General features: G+C 68.4%; 17 protein-coding genes. 5 read left to right on the forward strand and 12 right to left on the reverse strand.

Going from position 1 to position 15,557, the window contains the following annotated elements:
* Positions 1-15: 15 nt before the first annotated feature.
* Positions 16-594, reverse strand: coding sequence for an RBBP9/YdeN family alpha/beta hydrolase (locus tag ACXJLU_RS04615; protein WP_457329294.1), 579 nt, complete (start codon positions 592-594; stop codon positions 16-18).
* A 56-nt stretch (positions 595-650) separates the two neighbouring features.
* Here ACXJLU_RS04615 and argC point away from each other — a divergent pair, with 56 nt between their 5' ends.
* Positions 651-1,592, forward strand: a complete 942-nt coding sequence (gene argC, locus ACXJLU_RS04620) for an N-acetyl-gamma-glutamyl-phosphate reductase (protein ID WP_457329295.1) — start codon at positions 651-653, stop codon at positions 1,590-1,592.
* A 23-nt stretch (positions 1,593-1,615) separates the two neighbouring features.
* Here the strand turns inward: argC and ACXJLU_RS04625 are convergent, their stop codons facing one another.
* Genes ACXJLU_RS04625 through mnmG form a run of 4 tightly spaced genes read right to left on the reverse strand, consistent with a single transcriptional unit; the run spans position 1,616 to position 5,661 of the window.
* Positions 1,616-2,395: a ParA family protein gene (locus tag ACXJLU_RS04625; RefSeq protein ID WP_457329296.1), complete on the reverse strand. Its 780-nt coding sequence runs from the start codon at positions 2,393-2,395 to the stop codon at positions 1,616-1,618.
* A 26-nt stretch (positions 2,396-2,421) separates the two neighbouring features.
* Complete coding sequence (locus ACXJLU_RS04630; protein WP_457329326.1) at positions 2,422-3,033, reverse strand: LysE family transporter; 612 nt, start codon at positions 3,031-3,033, stop codon at positions 2,422-2,424.
* 2 nt (positions 3,034-3,035) lie between these two features.
* Entirely contained in the window at positions 3,036-3,692 is a 657-nt protein-coding gene (gene rsmG, locus ACXJLU_RS04635) for a 16S rRNA (guanine(527)-N(7))-methyltransferase RsmG (RefSeq protein ID WP_457329297.1), read from the reverse strand.
* Complete coding sequence (gene mnmG / locus ACXJLU_RS04640) at positions 3,679-5,661, reverse strand: tRNA uridine-5-carboxymethylaminomethyl(34) synthesis enzyme MnmG (protein WP_457329298.1); 1,983 nt, start codon at positions 5,659-5,661, stop codon at positions 3,679-3,681. Before mnmG ends, rsmG begins: the two co-directional genes overlap by 14 nt.
* A 174-nt stretch (positions 5,662-5,835) precedes the next feature.
* Between mnmG and ACXJLU_RS04645 the strand changes: the two genes are divergently transcribed.
* The 3 genes from ACXJLU_RS04645 to ACXJLU_RS04655 all read left to right on the forward strand — a co-directional run bounded on the left by ACXJLU_RS04645 (position 5,836) and on the right by ACXJLU_RS04655 (position 9,361).
* Positions 5,836-6,111: a YkgJ family cysteine cluster protein gene (locus ACXJLU_RS04645; RefSeq protein WP_457329299.1), complete on the forward strand. Its 276-nt coding sequence runs from the start codon at positions 5,836-5,838 to the stop codon at positions 6,109-6,111.
* Positions 6,112-6,191: 80 nt separating this feature from the next.
* Positions 6,192-7,175, forward strand: a complete 984-nt coding sequence (locus ACXJLU_RS04650; protein WP_457329300.1) for a Bug family tripartite tricarboxylate transporter substrate binding protein — start codon at positions 6,192-6,194, stop codon at positions 7,173-7,175.
* Between the two features lie 158 nt (positions 7,176-7,333).
* Positions 7,334-9,361, forward strand: coding sequence for a diguanylate cyclase domain-containing protein (locus ACXJLU_RS04655; protein WP_457329301.1), 2,028 nt, complete (start codon positions 7,334-7,336; stop codon positions 9,359-9,361).
* A 298-nt stretch (positions 9,362-9,659) separates the two neighbouring features.
* On the opposite strand, the gene ACXJLU_RS04660 is transcribed toward ACXJLU_RS04655, so the two are convergent.
* Positions 9,660-9,818, reverse strand: a complete 159-nt coding sequence (locus tag ACXJLU_RS04660; RefSeq protein WP_159445486.1) for a hypothetical protein — start codon at positions 9,816-9,818, stop codon at positions 9,660-9,662.
* Positions 9,819-9,946: 128 nt separating this feature from the next.
* On the reverse strand, positions 9,947-10,642 hold the full coding sequence (locus ACXJLU_RS04665) for a helix-turn-helix transcriptional regulator (protein ID WP_159445485.1): 696 nt from the start codon (positions 10,640-10,642) through the stop codon (positions 9,947-9,949).
* A gap of 187 nt (positions 10,643-10,829) precedes the next feature.
* Between ACXJLU_RS04665 and ACXJLU_RS04670 the strand changes: the two genes are divergently transcribed.
* Positions 10,830-11,201 carry a DUF4902 domain-containing protein gene (locus ACXJLU_RS04670; RefSeq protein WP_047503652.1) on the forward strand — a complete coding sequence of 124 codons (372 nt, stop codon included), beginning with the start codon at positions 10,830-10,832 and terminating at the stop codon, positions 11,199-11,201.
* A gap of 13 nt (positions 11,202-11,214) precedes the next feature.
* Here the strand turns inward: ACXJLU_RS04670 and ACXJLU_RS04675 are convergent, their stop codons facing one another.
* Genes ACXJLU_RS04675 through ACXJLU_RS04695 form a run of 5 tightly spaced genes read right to left on the reverse strand, consistent with a single transcriptional unit; the run spans position 11,215 to position 15,541 of the window.
* The gene (locus ACXJLU_RS04675) at positions 11,215-11,697 is read right to left on the reverse strand and encodes a GNAT family N-acetyltransferase (protein ID WP_457329302.1); all 483 of its coding nucleotides are present in this window, start codon (positions 11,695-11,697) and stop codon (positions 11,215-11,217) included.
* 37 nt (positions 11,698-11,734) lie between these two features.
* Positions 11,735-12,907 carry an ABC transporter permease gene (locus tag ACXJLU_RS04680; RefSeq protein WP_457329304.1) on the reverse strand — a complete coding sequence of 391 codons (1,173 nt, stop codon included), beginning with the start codon at positions 12,905-12,907 and terminating at the stop codon, positions 11,735-11,737.
* On the reverse strand, positions 12,904-13,683 hold the full coding sequence (locus ACXJLU_RS04685) for an ABC transporter ATP-binding protein (protein ID WP_457329305.1): 780 nt from the start codon (positions 13,681-13,683) through the stop codon (positions 12,904-12,906). The genes ACXJLU_RS04680 and ACXJLU_RS04685 overlap by 4 nt, the downstream gene beginning before the upstream one ends.
* Complete coding sequence (locus tag ACXJLU_RS04690) at positions 13,680-15,176, reverse strand: alpha/beta hydrolase (RefSeq protein ID WP_457329306.1); 1,497 nt, start codon at positions 15,174-15,176, stop codon at positions 13,680-13,682. Before ACXJLU_RS04690 ends, ACXJLU_RS04685 begins: the two co-directional genes overlap by 4 nt.
* A complete protein-coding gene (locus ACXJLU_RS04695) occupies positions 15,173-15,541 on the reverse strand; it encodes a glutaredoxin domain-containing protein (RefSeq protein WP_457329308.1) in 369 nt (122 codons plus the stop codon). The genes ACXJLU_RS04690 and ACXJLU_RS04695 overlap by 4 nt, the downstream gene beginning before the upstream one ends.
* Positions 15,542-15,557: the final 16 nt, after the last annotated feature.

Genomic DNA, 15,557 nt, shown 5'->3' on the forward strand with positions numbered 1-15,557 from the left:
GGGCATTTTCCCTGATCACCCGGCGCGGGCCGTCGTCGACTGCAGCGATTGCAGCAGCGCGCGTCCGTCGGGCCAGGCGCCGAGCCCGGAGTCGCTGTTGATGTGGCCGCGCGGGCCGATGTCGACCTGCCGGCTGCCCCACGCGCGGACCATGCCGGCGGCGCGTTCGGGCGCGCAGAACGGGTCGTCGCTGCTGGTGACGGCGATGCTCGCGAAGGGCAGGGCCTGGCGAGCGATCGGGCGCCACGGCGTCAGCTGCGGCGGCATGTCGACGCGCTCGATGTCGGGCGGCGCGACCAACAAGGCGCCGCGCACGCGGGCCGTGTGGTGCGAATGTGCAGCCCAGGCGGCGACCAGCTGGCAGCCCAGGCTGTGCGCGGCGAGCAGCGCGGGGCGTTCGTCCTGCAGCAGCACGTCTTCGAGGCGGGCCATCCAGTCGCCGCGCTTCGGCCACAGCCAGTCGGCCTGTTCGACGCGGAGGTCGCCGTGTTCACGTTCCCAGAGGCTTTGCCAATGGCCGGGGCCGGAGTTCTCCCAGCCGGGGAGCAGGAGCACCCGCACGTCGTGCAGGGCTTGCGGGTGGGCGTTTGTCATGCAGGTGGCTTATCCTCGCGGTCCGAATTCTCTTTTTTGGGCAGGTGGACGATTCAATGAAGCATCGCGTGTTTGTCGACGGTCAGGAAGGCACGACCGGTCTGCGCATCAACGAATACCTGGCGGCGCGCAGCGACGTCGAAGTGTTGCGCATCGATGCCGACCGACGCAAGGATGCCGCCGAACGCGCCCGCCTGCTGAATGCCGCCGACGTGGCCTTCCTGTGCCTGCCGGATGCGGCGTCGCGCGAAGCGGCTGCGCTGGTAACCAACGCCAACACCTGCCTGATCGACGCCAGCACGGCGCATCGCACGGTGCCGGGCTGGGTGTTCGGCCTGCCCGAGCTTGCTGCCGACCAGCGCGAGCGCCTGCGCGGCAGCAAGCGCATCGCGAACCCGGGCTGTCACGCCAGCGCCTTCATCCTGCTGATGCGCCCGCTGGTGGATGCCGGTCTGGTGCCGGCCTCGCTTGGCGTCAGCGCCACGTCGATCACCGGCTATTCCGGTGGCGGCAAGAAGATGATCGAACAGTACGAAGCGGGCGGCGACGCGCGCCTCGACGCGCCGCGGCCGTACGGCCTGACGCTCGCACACAAGCACATCCCCGAGATGATGGCGCACACCGGCCTGACGACGAAACCGGTGTTCATGCCGATCGTGGGCAAGTTTTACAAGGGTCTGGCGGTGAGTGTGCCCTTGCATTTGTCGAGCTTGCCGGCGGGCGCGAGCGCAGAATCGGTGCATGCGGCGCTGAGCCGGCGCTACGAAGGCGAGCGCTTCGTGCGCGTGATGCCGCTGCGCGATGCGCCGACGCTCGAGGACGGCTTCTTCGACGTGCAGGCCTGCAACGACAGCAACCGTGTCGACCTGTTCGTGTTCGCCAGCGATGACCAGCTGCTGCTGATGTCGTGCCTCGACAACCTGGGCAAGGGCGCCAGTGGCGCGGCGGTGCAGTCGATGAACGTGCACCTCGGGCTGGACGAAGGGCTGGGGCTGTAAGGCCTCGGACCGGGCGTCAGACCTCAGGCCGCCACGGCCTCGTTGGCCCGCGCGACCATCTCGGCCGCGAATTCGACAAAAGCCTGCGCGCCGCGCGAGGCCGGGTCGAACACCACGCCCGGCAGGCCGTAGCTCGGCGCTTCGGCCAGGCGCACGTTGCGCGGGATCACGCTGTTGAAGACCTTGTCGCCGAAGTGCACCTTCAGCTGATCGCTGACCTGCTGCTGCAGCGTGATGCGCGGATCGAACATCACGCGCAGCAGGCCGATCAGCTGCAGGTCGGGGTTCAGGTTGGCATGCACCTGCTTGATGGTGTTGACCAGGTCCGACAGCCCTTCGAGCGCGAAGTACTCGCACTGCATCGGCACCACGACGCCGTGGGCGCTGCACAGACCGTTCAGCGTCAGCAGGCTCAAGGACGGTGGGCAGTCGATCAGCACGAAGTCGTAGTCGGTGGCCACTGCCTCGAGCGCAGCCTTCAGCCGTTTGTCGCGCCGCTCCAGCTTCACCAGTTCGACCTCGGCGCCGGCCAGTTCGCGGTTCGCGCCCAGCACGTCGTAGCCCACCTTCTCGCTGCGTTGCCGGGCTTCGGCGATCGTCGCCGATTCCAGCAGCACGTCGTAGACGCTCAGCGACAGCGCCCGCTTGTCGATGCCCGAGCCCATGGTCGCGTTGCCCTGGGGATCCAGGTCGACGACGAGCACGCGCTGGCCGATCAGCGCCAAGCCGGCGGCCAGGTTGACGGTGGTCGTCGTCTTGCCGACGCCGCCTTTTTGGTTCGCGATGCAGAAGATGCGGGTCATGGAGGAGGGCGCTGCTGGAAGAGGGATCAGTTGCTGCCGAGGCGAATGCCGAAGCCGATCAGGAAGATACCAGCCGCCTTCTGCAACCACGCGGCCAATCGGCGATGCCGGCGGACTTTGTTCGACACCGACTGCGCGAACGCGCACAGCGTGAGGCAGTAGGCGAGGGTGATGAACGCGATCGTCGCGGCCATCGCGGCAAAGGTGATCGCGCCGCGGTGCGTGGCCGGGTTGATGAACAGGGGGAAGAAGGCCATGTAGAACACGATGGCCTTCGGGTTCAGCAAGGTGATCAGGAAGGCCTGGCGCGCGTAGTCGCGCGGCTCGATGCGGATCGGCGACGCATCGCCTGGCTTGGCGAGCAGCAGCCGCAGGCCGACCCAGGCCAGGTACGCGGCGCCGCCGTACTGCACCAGTCGGAACGCGGTCGGGTGGGACGCGAGCAACGCGGCGACGCCGCCGACGGCGAGCCACAGCAAGACCTGGTCGCCGACGATCAGCCCGAGCGTGGCGGCTGCACCGGCGCGGAATCCACCCTTCGCGGTCGAGGTCAGCAAGGCCAGCGTGCCGGGGCCGGGCAGGGCCAGGAACAGCACGATGGCCAGGCAGAACGAGCCGTAGTCGGAGATGCCGAGCACCGTCATTCGGCGGCCCGGGGGCGAATCCAGATCAGGCAGCGCTCGGCATCGAGGTCGGGCACTTGCAGCGGTTCCACGTGAAACACATCGAGGGTCGCCGGCAGCTCCGCGATCTCGGCGGTGGGCGGCTTGCCCTTCATCGCCATCCAGATGCCACCGGCCGGTGCGAGGTGTTTGGCGGTCAGCCGGGTGAAATCGCTCAGCGACGCGAATGCCCGGGACGTGACCACGTCAGCCTGGGCGGGTGGCATTTCTTCCACGCGCGCATGCTCGGAGCGAAGCTGGCGCAGGCCCAGTTCGGCCGCGGCTTGCTGAATGAAGCTCGCCTTCTTGCCGACGGTGTCGACGCAGGTGATGTGCCACAGCGGTTCGGCGATGGCGAGCACGACGCCGGGCAGGCCTGCTCCGCTGCCGACATCGAGCAGGCGCAGCGGTCGTCCGGCGGCATGCCGGCGCAGGGGCAGCACGACGGACAGGCTGTCGAGCAGGTGGTGGGTCAGCATCTCGGCCGGGTCGCGAACCGCCGTCAGGTTGTAGACGCGGTTCCACTTCGCGATCAGCTCCTGGTAGGCGAGGAGGCGGGCCTGTTGGTCGGCATCGAGCGCGAGCCCGAGCCGCTCCAATCCGCTGGCGAGCGTGCGGGCCTCAGGCGGCTGCATCGGTCGGCGTCGTGTCGTTGCCGGCGCGGTCGGTCGCCATGAACTCCTTGAAGCGGCCCTTCTTCAAGTGAATCAGCAACAGCGAAATGGCGGCCGGGGTGATGCCGGAGATGCGCGAGGCCTGCCCCAGTGTTTCGGGCCGGTGCGTCGTCAGTTTCTGCCGGGCCTCAAAACTGAGGGCGGTCACCTGGGCGTAGTCGAGTTCGGCCGGCAGGCGCAGGTTCTCGAAGTGGGTGGCGCGTTCGACCTCGTCGTTCTGCTTGGTGATGTAGCCGGCGTACTTGATGCTGATCTCGGCCTGCTCGATCACCGTGTCGGCCAGCGTCTGGCCCAGCTCGGCGTGGAGTGCCGCGCGCGAGACGGCCACCTCCGGCTTCGCGATGGCCGCGACTTCGGCGATGGCATCGAAGTCGACACCCGGGCGCCGAAGCAGGTCGGCCAAGCTGTATTCATGTTCGATGGCCTTGCCCAGCAAGCGCTCGGCGTCGGCCACGGGCAGCAGGTTGGGGTGCACCCAGGTCGAGCGCAGCCGTTCGGTTTCACGTGAAACAGCATCGCGCTTGCGGTTGAAGGCGGCCCAGCGCTCGTCGTCCACCAAACCCATCTCGCGGCCGACGTCGGTGAGCCGAAGGTCGGCGTTGTCCTCGCGCAGCTGCAGCCGGAATTCGGCGCGGCTGGTGAACATGCGGTACGGCTCGGTCACGCCCTTGGTGATCAGGTCGTCGACGAGCACGCCGAGGTAGGCCTGGTCGCGGCGGGGCGTCCAGGCGTCTCGGCCTTGCACCTGGCGGGCGGCGTTGATGCCGGCAAACAGGCCTTGGGCGGCTGCCTCTTCGTAGCCGGTCGTGCCGTTGATCTGGCCGGCGAAGAACAGCCCACCGATCGACTTGGTCTCGAAGCTGGCCTTGAGGCCGCGCGGATCGAAGTAGTCGTACTCGATCGCATAACCGGGCCGCAGGATGTGCGCGTTCTCCAGGCCTTGCATCGAGCGCACCGCAGCCAGCTGGATATCGAAGGGCAGGCTGGTGCTGATGCCGTTCGGGTAGAACTCGTGCGTGGTCAGGCCTTCCGGTTCGAGGAAGATCTGGTGCGAGTCTTTGTCGGCAAAGCGGTTGATCTTGTCTTCGATGCTCGGGCAGTAGCGCGGCCCGACGCCCTCGATCACGCCGGTGAACATCGGGCTGCGGTCGAAGCCGCTGCGGATGATCTCGTGCGTGCGCTCGTTGGTGTGGGTGATCCAGCAAGGCAGCTGCCGCGGGTGCTGCGACACATGGCCCATGAAGCTGAACACCGGCATCGGGTCCAGGTCGCCCGGCTGTTCGGTGAGCTTCGAGAAGTCGATCGTGCGGCCGTCCAGGCGCGGCGGCGTCCCGGTCTTCAATCGACCTTGCGGCAGCTTCAATTCCTTCAGGCGGGCGGACAGCGACACCGCCGGAGGATCGCCGGCGCGGCCGCCGGCATGGTTCTGCAGCCCGACGTGGATGCGGCCATCGAGGAAGGTGCCGGCCGTCAGCACGACGGTCCGGGCTCGAAAGCGGATGCCGACCTGCGTGACGGCGCCCACGACGCGGTCACCCTCGACGATCAGGTCGTCGACCGCCTGCTGAAACAGCGTCAGGTTCGGCTGGTTCTCCAGCCGCTGGCGGATGGCCGCCTTGTAGAGAATGCGGTCCGCCTGCGCGCGGGTGGCACGAACGGCGGGGCCCTTCGAGCCGTTGAGGATGCGGAACTGGATGCCGGCTTCATCGGTGGCGCTCGCCATCGCGCCGCCGAGCGCATCGACCTCCTTCACCAGGTGCCCCTTGCCGATGCCGCCGATCGACGGGTTGCAGCTCATCTGGCCCAGCGTCTCGATGTTGTGCGTCAGCAGCAAGGTGTTGCAGCCCATGCGGGCCGCGGCGAGCGCGGCCTCGGTGCCGGCATGGCCGCCGCCGACGACAATCACGTCGAAATCATGGGGGAACAACATGGGGGCTCCGGTTGGGATCGCAGCGGCGGTCATCCGCACTGCAAACGCGGGGCGCGAGGGGCGCCGGCGAGGGCTGAATTTTAGGCGGGGGCTGGCTTCCCGTCATCCGTTGTCGCAGCCTGCCGTGCCTGTGGCGTGGTTTCATCGACACCTTGGTTTCACGTGGAACAAGCAATGAACACGGGTTTGGCTTGCCGATCCGGTTGTGGTGCCTGCTGCACCGCGCCGTCGATCAGCACACCGATTCCCGGCATGCCCGAGGGCAAGCCGGCGGGCGTGCCCTGCGTCCAGCTCGATGCGCAACGGCGTTGCAAGATCTTCGGTCACCCGGATCGGCCAGCCGTCTGTGGGTCGCTGCAACCGAGCGCTGAGATGTGCGGCGCCGACGCCGATCACGCCATCCAGTGGCTGACCCAGCTCGAACGGCAGACCTGCCCGCAGCCCGGTTGATCCCCGCTGCGGCTACCCCCAATGCCGAACGCGGGGCCGCTCTCTAGACTGGTCCATCCTGACTGAGCGGAGACCTCCACATGCCATTCGAATCCATCAACCGCCGCACCTGGCTGGCCGCCGCTGCGGCTGGCAGCTTTCCGTCGATCGGCTGGGGGCAGGGCGCCGCCTGGCCGACCAAGCCGATCCGCTTCGTCGTGCCGTTCGCGCCGGGTGGCAGCTCGGAGATCGTGGCCCGCTCGACCGCGGTCGAGTTGGGCAAGGGCCTGGGCCAGACGGTCTATGTTGAGAACAAGCCCGGCGGCAGCGGCAACATCGCGATGGCCGACGTGGCGCATGCCGAGGACCAGCACACGCTGATCCTGGGCCACATCGGCACGCTGGCCGTGAACCCGTTCATGTACGACAAGCTGCCGTACGACCCGATCAAGGATTTCCGCCCGATCACCTTGCTGGCCAAGGTGCCGAGCCTCTACGTCGTCCACCCGGACGTGCCGGCCAAGAACCTGAAGGAGTTCATCGCGCTGGTGCGCAGCAAGCCGGGGCAGTTGAACTTCGGCTCCGCCGGCAACGGCAGCGCGGGGCACCTGGCGATGGAGTACCTGAAGGCCGTCGCCAACCTGTTCATCGTGCATGTGCCGTACCGCGGCACCGGTCCGCAGTTGACGGACCTGCTGGCCGGGCGCCTCGATGCCGCGTCGGTCGGTGCGCCGGCGATCCTGCAATTCATCAAGGCCGGCAAGCTGCGCTGCCTGGCCACCGGGTCGAAGCAACGCCTCGCACAGCTGCCCGACGTGCCGACCGTCGCGGAGCAGGGCTTCCCGAACTTCGAGATGACGCAGTGGTACGGGTTGTTGGCCCCGTCCAGCCTCGCGCAAACGTATGCGGACCGCCTCGCGGTCGAGGCGGCGAAGGCCATCCGCTCCCAGGCCGCGAAAGAGCGGCTGGAAGGCGATGCGGCGGAGGCGATCGGCAACACGCCGGCGCAGTTCGCGCAGTTCATCGCGCAGGAGCAGGCGCGCTGGAAGCCGGTGATCACGCGGGCGCGCATCAAGCCGGACTGAGCCTCCAATCGTCCGCCGCTCATCTGGCAACGGCTGAACTGAACCACGATCGACGCGCTTCCTGGCGCTTTGCAGGGGGCGGCTCCGTGGGAGCATCCGCGGACACGGTCTGACGGCGGCGCTGGGTTGCCGCCGACACCGTGGCTGGATCGTCGTCCATGGTGTTGAAGTTTCGTCAACTGCTGCGTCGGGTTGCCTCTTCGGTCAAGTTCAAGATCGTTGCGGCCGGCGTGGTCACGGCCGTTGCCGCGACGGCGGTCACGACGCACTTCGTGCTGTCGACCACGCAGAGCCGCTCGCGGCAGCAACTGCTGCTGCAGAGCGCGAACGACGTGGAGCGCACGGCCAACCTGCTGTCCAGCAAGCTCGAGTTGCTGCAGACGGCGCTGCAAGGTGTCGCGAGCCAGGTGCGCCCCGAGCTGCTGCGCGACCGACCCGCGCTGACGCAGTTCCTGATCGACAAACCGTCCGCCGGCCTGCTGTTCGATTCCGTCTTCATCCTGGCCCCGAACGGGGATCTGCTGGTGCGTCTCGAGAAGGGCGTGCCGGGCACCAAGCTTCCGAACCTGGCCGACCGCGAGTACTTCCAGCGCGTGATGCGCGAGAAGCTGCCGGTGGTGTCGCGACCGCTGGTCAGCGCGATCAGCCATGCGGCCGTCCTGATCTTCGCGGTGCCGGTGCGGCAGGTCGATGGCCAGGTCACGGCGGTCGTCGGTGGCGCGTTGCGCCTGGACAAGACCGGGCTGCTGTCGTTCCTGCGCGACTCGTCCGGCCGCGACAACTCGCGCGATCTCGTGATCGACAAAAGCGGGCAGATCCTGGCGCATGCCGATCCGCAGCGCATCCTGGGCCATGCGCGCGAGGAGATCGGCCTGAGCGCCGAGTTCCAGCGCTGGGTCCTGGATGGCAGCACGATCCACGTGGAGGGCACGGCCACGGTGACCCACGGTTACCTGGTGGCGCTGGCCGGCGTGCCGGCCGCGGAATGGATGCTGGTCCACGTCACCCCCGAAACCGATGCGATGCAATCGCTGGCCGCCGCGCGCGACACGGCCTGGCGCGTCGGCGCGCTGGTGGGCTTGGCGGCGGCGTTGCTCGCGGGCTTGCTGGCTTGGTTCATCACGCGGCCCATCTCGCGCCTGCATGCGCGGGCGATGAGCCTGCTCGACGACGAGGCGCCCCTGCGCGGCGACTGGCCGCGTGGTGGTGGCGAGATCGGTGCGCTGTCACGAGCTTTCCAGCATGTCGTCGAACAGCGGGCGCTGCGCGGCCGCGAGACCCATCGTCTGCTGATGCAGCTGCAGGCCGTCCTGGATGCGGCGCACGCCGGCATCGCGCTCACGCGCGAAGGACGGTTCGAGCTGGTGAGCCGGCATTTCTGCGAGCTGTTCGGACGCGACAAGGCCGAGCTGCTGGGGCACGACACACGGCAGGTCTTCGCGAGCGAATTGCAGCACCAGCAACTGAGCCAGCAGTCGCGCGATGCCTTGGGCGAGACCGGCGTGTTCGAGGCCGAGAGTCAACTCGTGCGGCGCGACGGCAGCACGTTCTGGGGCCACATCCGCGGCAGCCTGTTGCCCGACAGCGACCGGCGTGCCGGCATCATCTGGATCGTCGAGGACGTGACCGAGGCGCATGAACGCCATGCGCGGCTGTCGTGGTCGGCAACGCATGATGCGATGACGCGCCTGGCCAACAGGATGCAGTTCGAGAAGGTCCTCGAGGAGGCCACGCTGAGAGCGGGCGAGCAGCCGTTCTGCGCGTTGTTCATCGACCTCGACCGCTTCAAGGCCGTCAACGACAGCGCGGGGCATGCGGCCGGCGACGCGCTGCTGCGCGACATCGCCACGCAACTGCAGGACCGGGTGCGGCCATCGGACACGGTGGCACGCCTGGGGGGCGACGAGTTCGCCGTGCTGCTGCCGCACTGTCCGGTCAAGCGCGCGGTGGAGCTGGCAGACGGCCTGAGGGCGGCGATCAACGGCTATCGCCTGGCCTGGGAGGGCCGCAGCCTCAGCGTGGGGGCGAGCATCGGCCTCGTGCACGTCGACGCCGGCTTCGTGAGCGCGGTCGACGTGCTGAAGGCCGCCGACATGGCCTGCTATGCCGCCAAGCGCGATGGACGCAACCAAGTGGTGGTCTATACCACTGCGATGGCCGCGGCTCAGAATCTGGTGGGGGTTTGAAGGGCCGGCCTCGCGGGAGCTGAGGCGGCCGGGCCAAGCCTGTTGTCACTTCGACAATTCAAAGCGCAACAGACCTGGCTTGGCACACTGACATTGACGAGATCAGGGACATCCCCGTCTCTTCGAGGGAACCTCGCTGCGGTGACAGCCGCTCACGGGTTCCTCTTCGATTTACTACTTCCTCCGCTGAGTTCGTTGCAGTGATCCCGGGAATTTGGAGCGCCCGATCACTGCTCGATCAACTTCTTGCCTAACCTTGCCTTGCAAGCACTGCTGTTGACGCAGCAGTCGGAACATCTCACCAAGTCTTGTTCGGCAGGTCGGTGCCGCCGCTGATCAGACGCAGCAACTTGCTGTCGAGAACGACGGGCTCATTGCGAACGATCTTCGACTCGCTCTCGAAGCGAACCTTGTCGTTCGATTGCGTCGAAGGGATCAGTGTGATTGCTTGTTGCATGAGGAGCTCCTGGCTTGCTGCGTGCACGCCAACTCGTGCACTGGCTCTATTGCAGCAGCCCCCCTCGTTTGCGGTAACTGTCAGCTCTTACAGGTATCGCTGCACGCCAAGTTCGGGCAGTGCAAAACTCAACGAATCAGCCCCATGCGCAAGGCCTTCAGAACGGCCTGATGCTTGTTGACGCATCCTAGTTTGTGCATCGCATTGTTCACATGCAGTACAGCAGTTCGCTCGCTGATACCGAGGATGTTGCCGACTTCCCACGCGGTCTTGCCATCCATCGTCCATCGAAGAGTCTCAACCTCGCGAGGTGTGAGTGGCGAAGCCCCCGGCTCCTGTGCCGCCGGGATGAGGATGCGAGAAGCGCCCTCGTAGGCATGCACTGCGAACAGTTGCAGGTCGGCCACGATACGCGTCAGTTCCTGGCGGTCGGAAGGCAACGCCTTGTCTCGCTCAACCCCCAACACGAAGTGCTTTCCGTCCGGCAGATGAAGCGCCAAGCCGATGCCACAGCTGTAGCCGAATCGCGCCTGCTGTTCCCATTTCTCGCCGAGCCCACGCGAGGTGTAGGTATCTTGGTCCCAGATGATCGGCACGCTCTGCCGCTTGCAGTGCTGCATCACCGGGTCCTTGCTGCCGTTGCTCACGGCCTCATAGGTCTCGCGATATGCCGCAGGCGCGTTGTCGACCGCGATGAACTCCGGCTCGCCCAGGAAGTGGTCGATGACCGTTGTCGCGCTGACCTTCTCGAAGCCGAGCTGCTGCGTGAAGCGAACGATTTCCCCGAGGAACTCGTCGCGGCTTCCCGCCTGCAGCACTGACATGTACCCACCTTGCAGCATGGTCCTCTCACCTCGCAACCGTTTGCTTCGTCCTCACTACCTCAAGCGACCTGACAGGTCTTACAGCTGACAGAAATTACAGCTGGCAAGGTTTACAGCTTGGCGTGCCCTGGACTTGACCACATTATTGGCCAATCACAAAACTCAGGGATCAACACGATCAACCGCTATGACGCCTGCATGGACCATCTACGCCTGGCCACCCGTCAAGTGGCAAGCGGACAGCACCCCCGATCTTCACTTCGTTCACCTGGGCACCCGCGTGCTGAATCCCGGTGATGACGACGGCCCGAGCACCGGCCAGACGCTGTGGGGCGGGCCACTCTCCGAAGGCGCGGCCGGCGTGGCCTGGGACTGGGTCCAGCTCGAGCAAGGCATCGTCGCGATGGCCGACCCGCTCGGCCTGATCACCAACCTGCAGCTGCTGGGCGCCGGCGGCGAGAAGCTCAGCGGCATGGAAGTGGCGATGCGGCTCAACGAGATCGTGCACACGCTGCCGTGGCAGAACGAGGTGCAGCGAGCACTGGACCGCGCGGCGTGAGGGTCGCGCCGCGTCAGCCCGCTGCCAGCACCATCTCGGTGTGCGGGATCCCGTCTTCCATGTAGCGCTCGCCAACCACCTCGAACCCGAAGCTCGCGTAGAACGCCTCCAGGCGGGACTGCGCCGAGATGCGGATCCCGTGTCCGGGCAGCACCTCGCCCGCATGCGTGATCGCGCGCCGCACCAGTTCGCGGCCCAGGCCCAGCCCGCGCGCGGCCTCGCCCGTGATCACCCGTCCGATCGACGGCTCCTCATACTTCGCGCCAGGCGGCAGCAGCCGTGCGTAGGCCAGCGGCTGGCGCTGCGAAGGCAGCCACGCGGCCAGGTGCCATGCCGCTTCGTCATGGCCGTCGACATCGAGGTACGCGCAGTTCTGCTCGACGGAGAAGACCTGCTGGCGCGTCATGTAGATGTCGTGCAACTCGCGCAGCGAGAGTTCGTCGAAGCGGCAGAAGCGCCATTGCAACGCGTCGAGGGAAAGGGGTGCAGTGCTCATCCCGACATGATGCCCGCCGTCCGGGGCGTCGTCATCTCTAGCGGACGGCCGCCGCACGCAGGTGCCGCGCGACGAAGACGACGCTCACCACCGTCAGCACGGTGCACACGCCCAGCGAGATCGCGATCGGCTGCATCGCCAGCACCTCGCCCTTCAGCACGCGCGTCATCAGCGTGAACTGCGCGAGGCCCGGCACCCACGCGTGCCACCAGGCCTCGCCGCCCTGGTTGAAGAGGGTCATCAGCGGCAGCAGCGAGGCCGCCAGCACCACCACCGTGCTGTTCGCCTGCGCTTCCTTGAAGGTCTTGCAGCGGATCGCCACCGCCATCAGCAAGGCCGACAGCGCCGCCGCCAGCGGCAGCAGCAACGCGATGAACAGCAGCGCCTCGAGCCAGCCGAACTGGAACATCGCCTGCAATGTGTCGCTGCGCAGCAGCCACTGCGCCGGCAGGAAGCTCAGGCAGCACAGCACCGCGATCAGCATCGCGAGCGCGAACACCGCGCCCCATTTACCGCCGACCAGCGCCCAGCGCGGCGCCGGGTTGGCCAGCAGCGGTTCCAGCGACCCGCGCTCGCGCTCGCCGGCAGTCGTGTCGAGCGCGGCATTCAGCGCGCCGTAGACCACCGCCATGATCACGAAGAACGGCAGCATGCCGGTGAGCTGCGCGGCGCGGCCCTGCGCGCTGGCGAGGTCGTGCTCCTCGACCTGCATCGGCTCCAGCAGCTGTGGCGACACGCCGCGCAGCGCGAGGCTCAGCGTGCCGCGCTCGCGGGCGTACGCCGCCAGCAGCCGCTGCACGCGGCCGGCACCGGCCTCGGCCGCCTTGTTGCCGGTGTCGGAGACGATTTGCAGCACCGGCTGCTCGCCGCGCACCAGCGCGGCCTCGAAGCCGGACGGGATCACCAGCACCGGATCGCCGAGCTTCTGTGCCCGCAGCTTCGCCTCGTAGTCGGCCGGGGCAGGCGTCACGACGTAGCTCTGCCGTTCGATGAAGTTGCGCAGCGCCGGCGCATGCTCGATGCCGGCGACGACGACCTCGCGCTTCTCGGCCTGCGCCTCCAGCGTCGCGATCAGGCCCGACAGCGCGACCAGCACCAGCGGTCCGAGCAGCACGCTGGAGATCAGCACGACGATCAGCGTGCGGCGGTCGCGCAGCGCGTCGGCCAACTCCTTGCGCAGCACGATGGCCAGCAACGACAGGCCGCTCATGCCGGCGTCTCCAGATGCGCCGGGTGCGCGAGCTCCTCGGCAAAGGCGAGTTTCACGAAGGCCTCCTCGAAATCCTGCTCGCCGGTCTGCGCGAGCAGCTCGGCGACCGTGCCGCTGGCGACGGTGCGGCCGTGCGCGACGACCGAGACGCTGTCGCACAGCCGCTCCACCTCTTGCATGATGTGCGTCGAAAAGACGATGCACTTGCCGCCGCCGGCCGGGCTGCGCAGGTGGCGCAACACCTCGCGCAGCGCGCGCGTGGCGAGCACGTCCAGCCCGTTGGTCGGCTCATCCAGCACGATGTTCGCCGGGTCGTGCACCAGCGCGCGGGCCAGCGCGGTCTTCATGCGCTCGCCCTGGCTGAAGCCGTCGGTGCGGCGTTCGAGCAGCGGCTTCAGGTCGAGTGACTCGGCCAGCGCCTCGGCGCGCGCATGGGCGGCGTCGCGCGTGAGCCCTTGCAGCCGGCCGTAGTAGACGATGTTCTCGCGCGCGCTGAGCCGCAGCGACAGCCCGCGCGCGTCGGCCAGCACGCCCATGCGCGCGAGCGCGGCCCGCGGCTGCGTGGCGACGTCGAGCCCGTCGACCTCGAGCCGGCCGGCATCCGGCGTGATCAGCCCGGCCAGCATGCGCAGCGTCGTCGTCTTGCCGGCGCCGTTCGGCCCGAGCAGGCCGGTGATGCAGCCGTCGGGGGCATGCAGGTGCACGTCGGCGACGGCCTGCACGCTGCGACCGCGCGCGGCGGTGAAGCGCTTGGCCACGTGGTCGATGCGGATCATGTCGGCGCTCCGGGTTGCAGCGGCACGAAGGCCGGCGGACGCGGCACCGCGACTAGGCAGGTGGTGTCGAGCGCCAGTGCCGCGGCATCGTCGGCCGCGTCGATGAAGCGCTGGATCAGGTCGCGCGCGCAGCCGACGCCCATCACGCCGTGGCCCGCGTTCGGCACCACCACCGAGCGCGCCTGCGCGCCCAGCGCGCGCGCGACGCGGTCGGCATGGCGCGGTGGCGTGATCGGGTCCAGCCCGCCGCTCAGCAGCAGCACCGGCGTGGCGCTGGCCGACAGACGGTAGAACGCCTCGGGCACCGCGCCGCGCGGCCAATCGGCGCAGACGCGCGCGTACAGCGTGCCCAGCGCGCGCCCGAAGTCGGCGCCCGGCGGGTCGCTCGCCTGGGCCATCCGCGGCGCGTCTTCCGCGCAGACGACGCTGAAATGCATGCCCATCGCGAGGCCCATGCCCTTGCGCGCGCTCAGCAAGCCACCCAGCCCGACCAGGCCTTCGAAGCGGCCCTGCGCTGCGTCGTGCAGCGCGGTCGGCAGCGCGGCGGCGATCCACGGCGCATACAGCGTGCCACGCACCGCCCCCAGCACCATCTCGCGCGTCAGCGTGAAGCGTTCGATGCGCCCGCTCAGCGGATGCGGGACGCCGACCTCGCGCGGCAGGCCGGCGAGCAACGCTTTCCAGTCGGCACGCAGCGAAGGGTGCGCGCGCGTGCAGGCGGCCTCGGCCTCGCAGGCGGCGAGCAGCGCATCGAAGGCCTGTTGGCCGTCGGTCGAGAAGCTGACCGGCAGCACCATGTCGGGTGGCGCGACGCCGTCGAGCACGCTGCGCCGCAATCGGTCCGGGAACTGGCGCTGGTACTCCAGCGCGGCCCGCGTGCCGTACGACGCGCCGACCAGGTCGATGCGCGGTGCGCCCAGTTGTGCCCGCACGGCATCGAGGTCCTGCATCGCGAGCGTGGTCGTGAAGAAGCCGAGGTCGGCCGGCGCAGCGAGGGGCGCACGCGCCGCGAGGCGGTCGCGGCAGGCGGCCATGCGGGCGAACTGCCGGGCCGGGTCGGCCTCGTCGGCGAGCGTCGCCTCCGGGCTGCCGTCTTGCGCGTTCTGCGGCCCGTCGTCGCAGGCGAGCGGCGCCGAGCGGCCGGTGCCGCGCTGGTCGACGAACACGATGTCACGCCGGTTGTTCAGGCGCTGGAACAGCGGCATCACGCTGCCGGCCAGCGAGATCGCGCTCTGGCCCGGCCCGCCGGCCAGCAGGAACACCGGGTCGGGCAGCTTGCGCCGGGCCATCGCCGGCACGACGACATAGTGCACATCGATCTGCGGACCCGCCGGCCGGGCCGGATCGAGCGGACGCCGCACCTGGCCGCAGCGCACCTCGTTGCGCAGGCCGATCACGCGGCAGGGCGTCGTCGCATCGTCGGCGGCACGGGCCGGCAGCGCGGTACCGGCGAGCAGCGCACCGAGCAGCGTGGCGAAGAACCCGCGCGTCATTCGCCCAGCAGCCGCTTCAGCTCGCCGCTGTCGATCAGCCGCTGCACGTCGGTCTGCCCGCCGACCAGCGAGCCCTTGACGAACACCATCGGGAAGGTCGGCCAGCCGGTCCACATCTTCAGCGCGCTGCGCGGCCGCCACAGGCTGAAGTAGCTGCCGAACTCCAGGTAGTGGTGCGCGATGCCGGCGGCCTCGAGCGCCCGGCGCACGCCGCGGCAGTGCGGGTTCAGCGCCATGCCGACCACCAGCACCGGGTTCGACGCGGCGGCGGCCTGCACGTTGTGGACGATGTCCGCGTGCCATGTGGCGACCTTCTCGCGGATCGCCGGGTGCAATCGGGATTCTTCAAGGACTTGGCGCGGCATGCGGGCTCCAGTGTGG

The organism is Rhizobacter sp. P5_C2 (assembly GCF_054049715.1).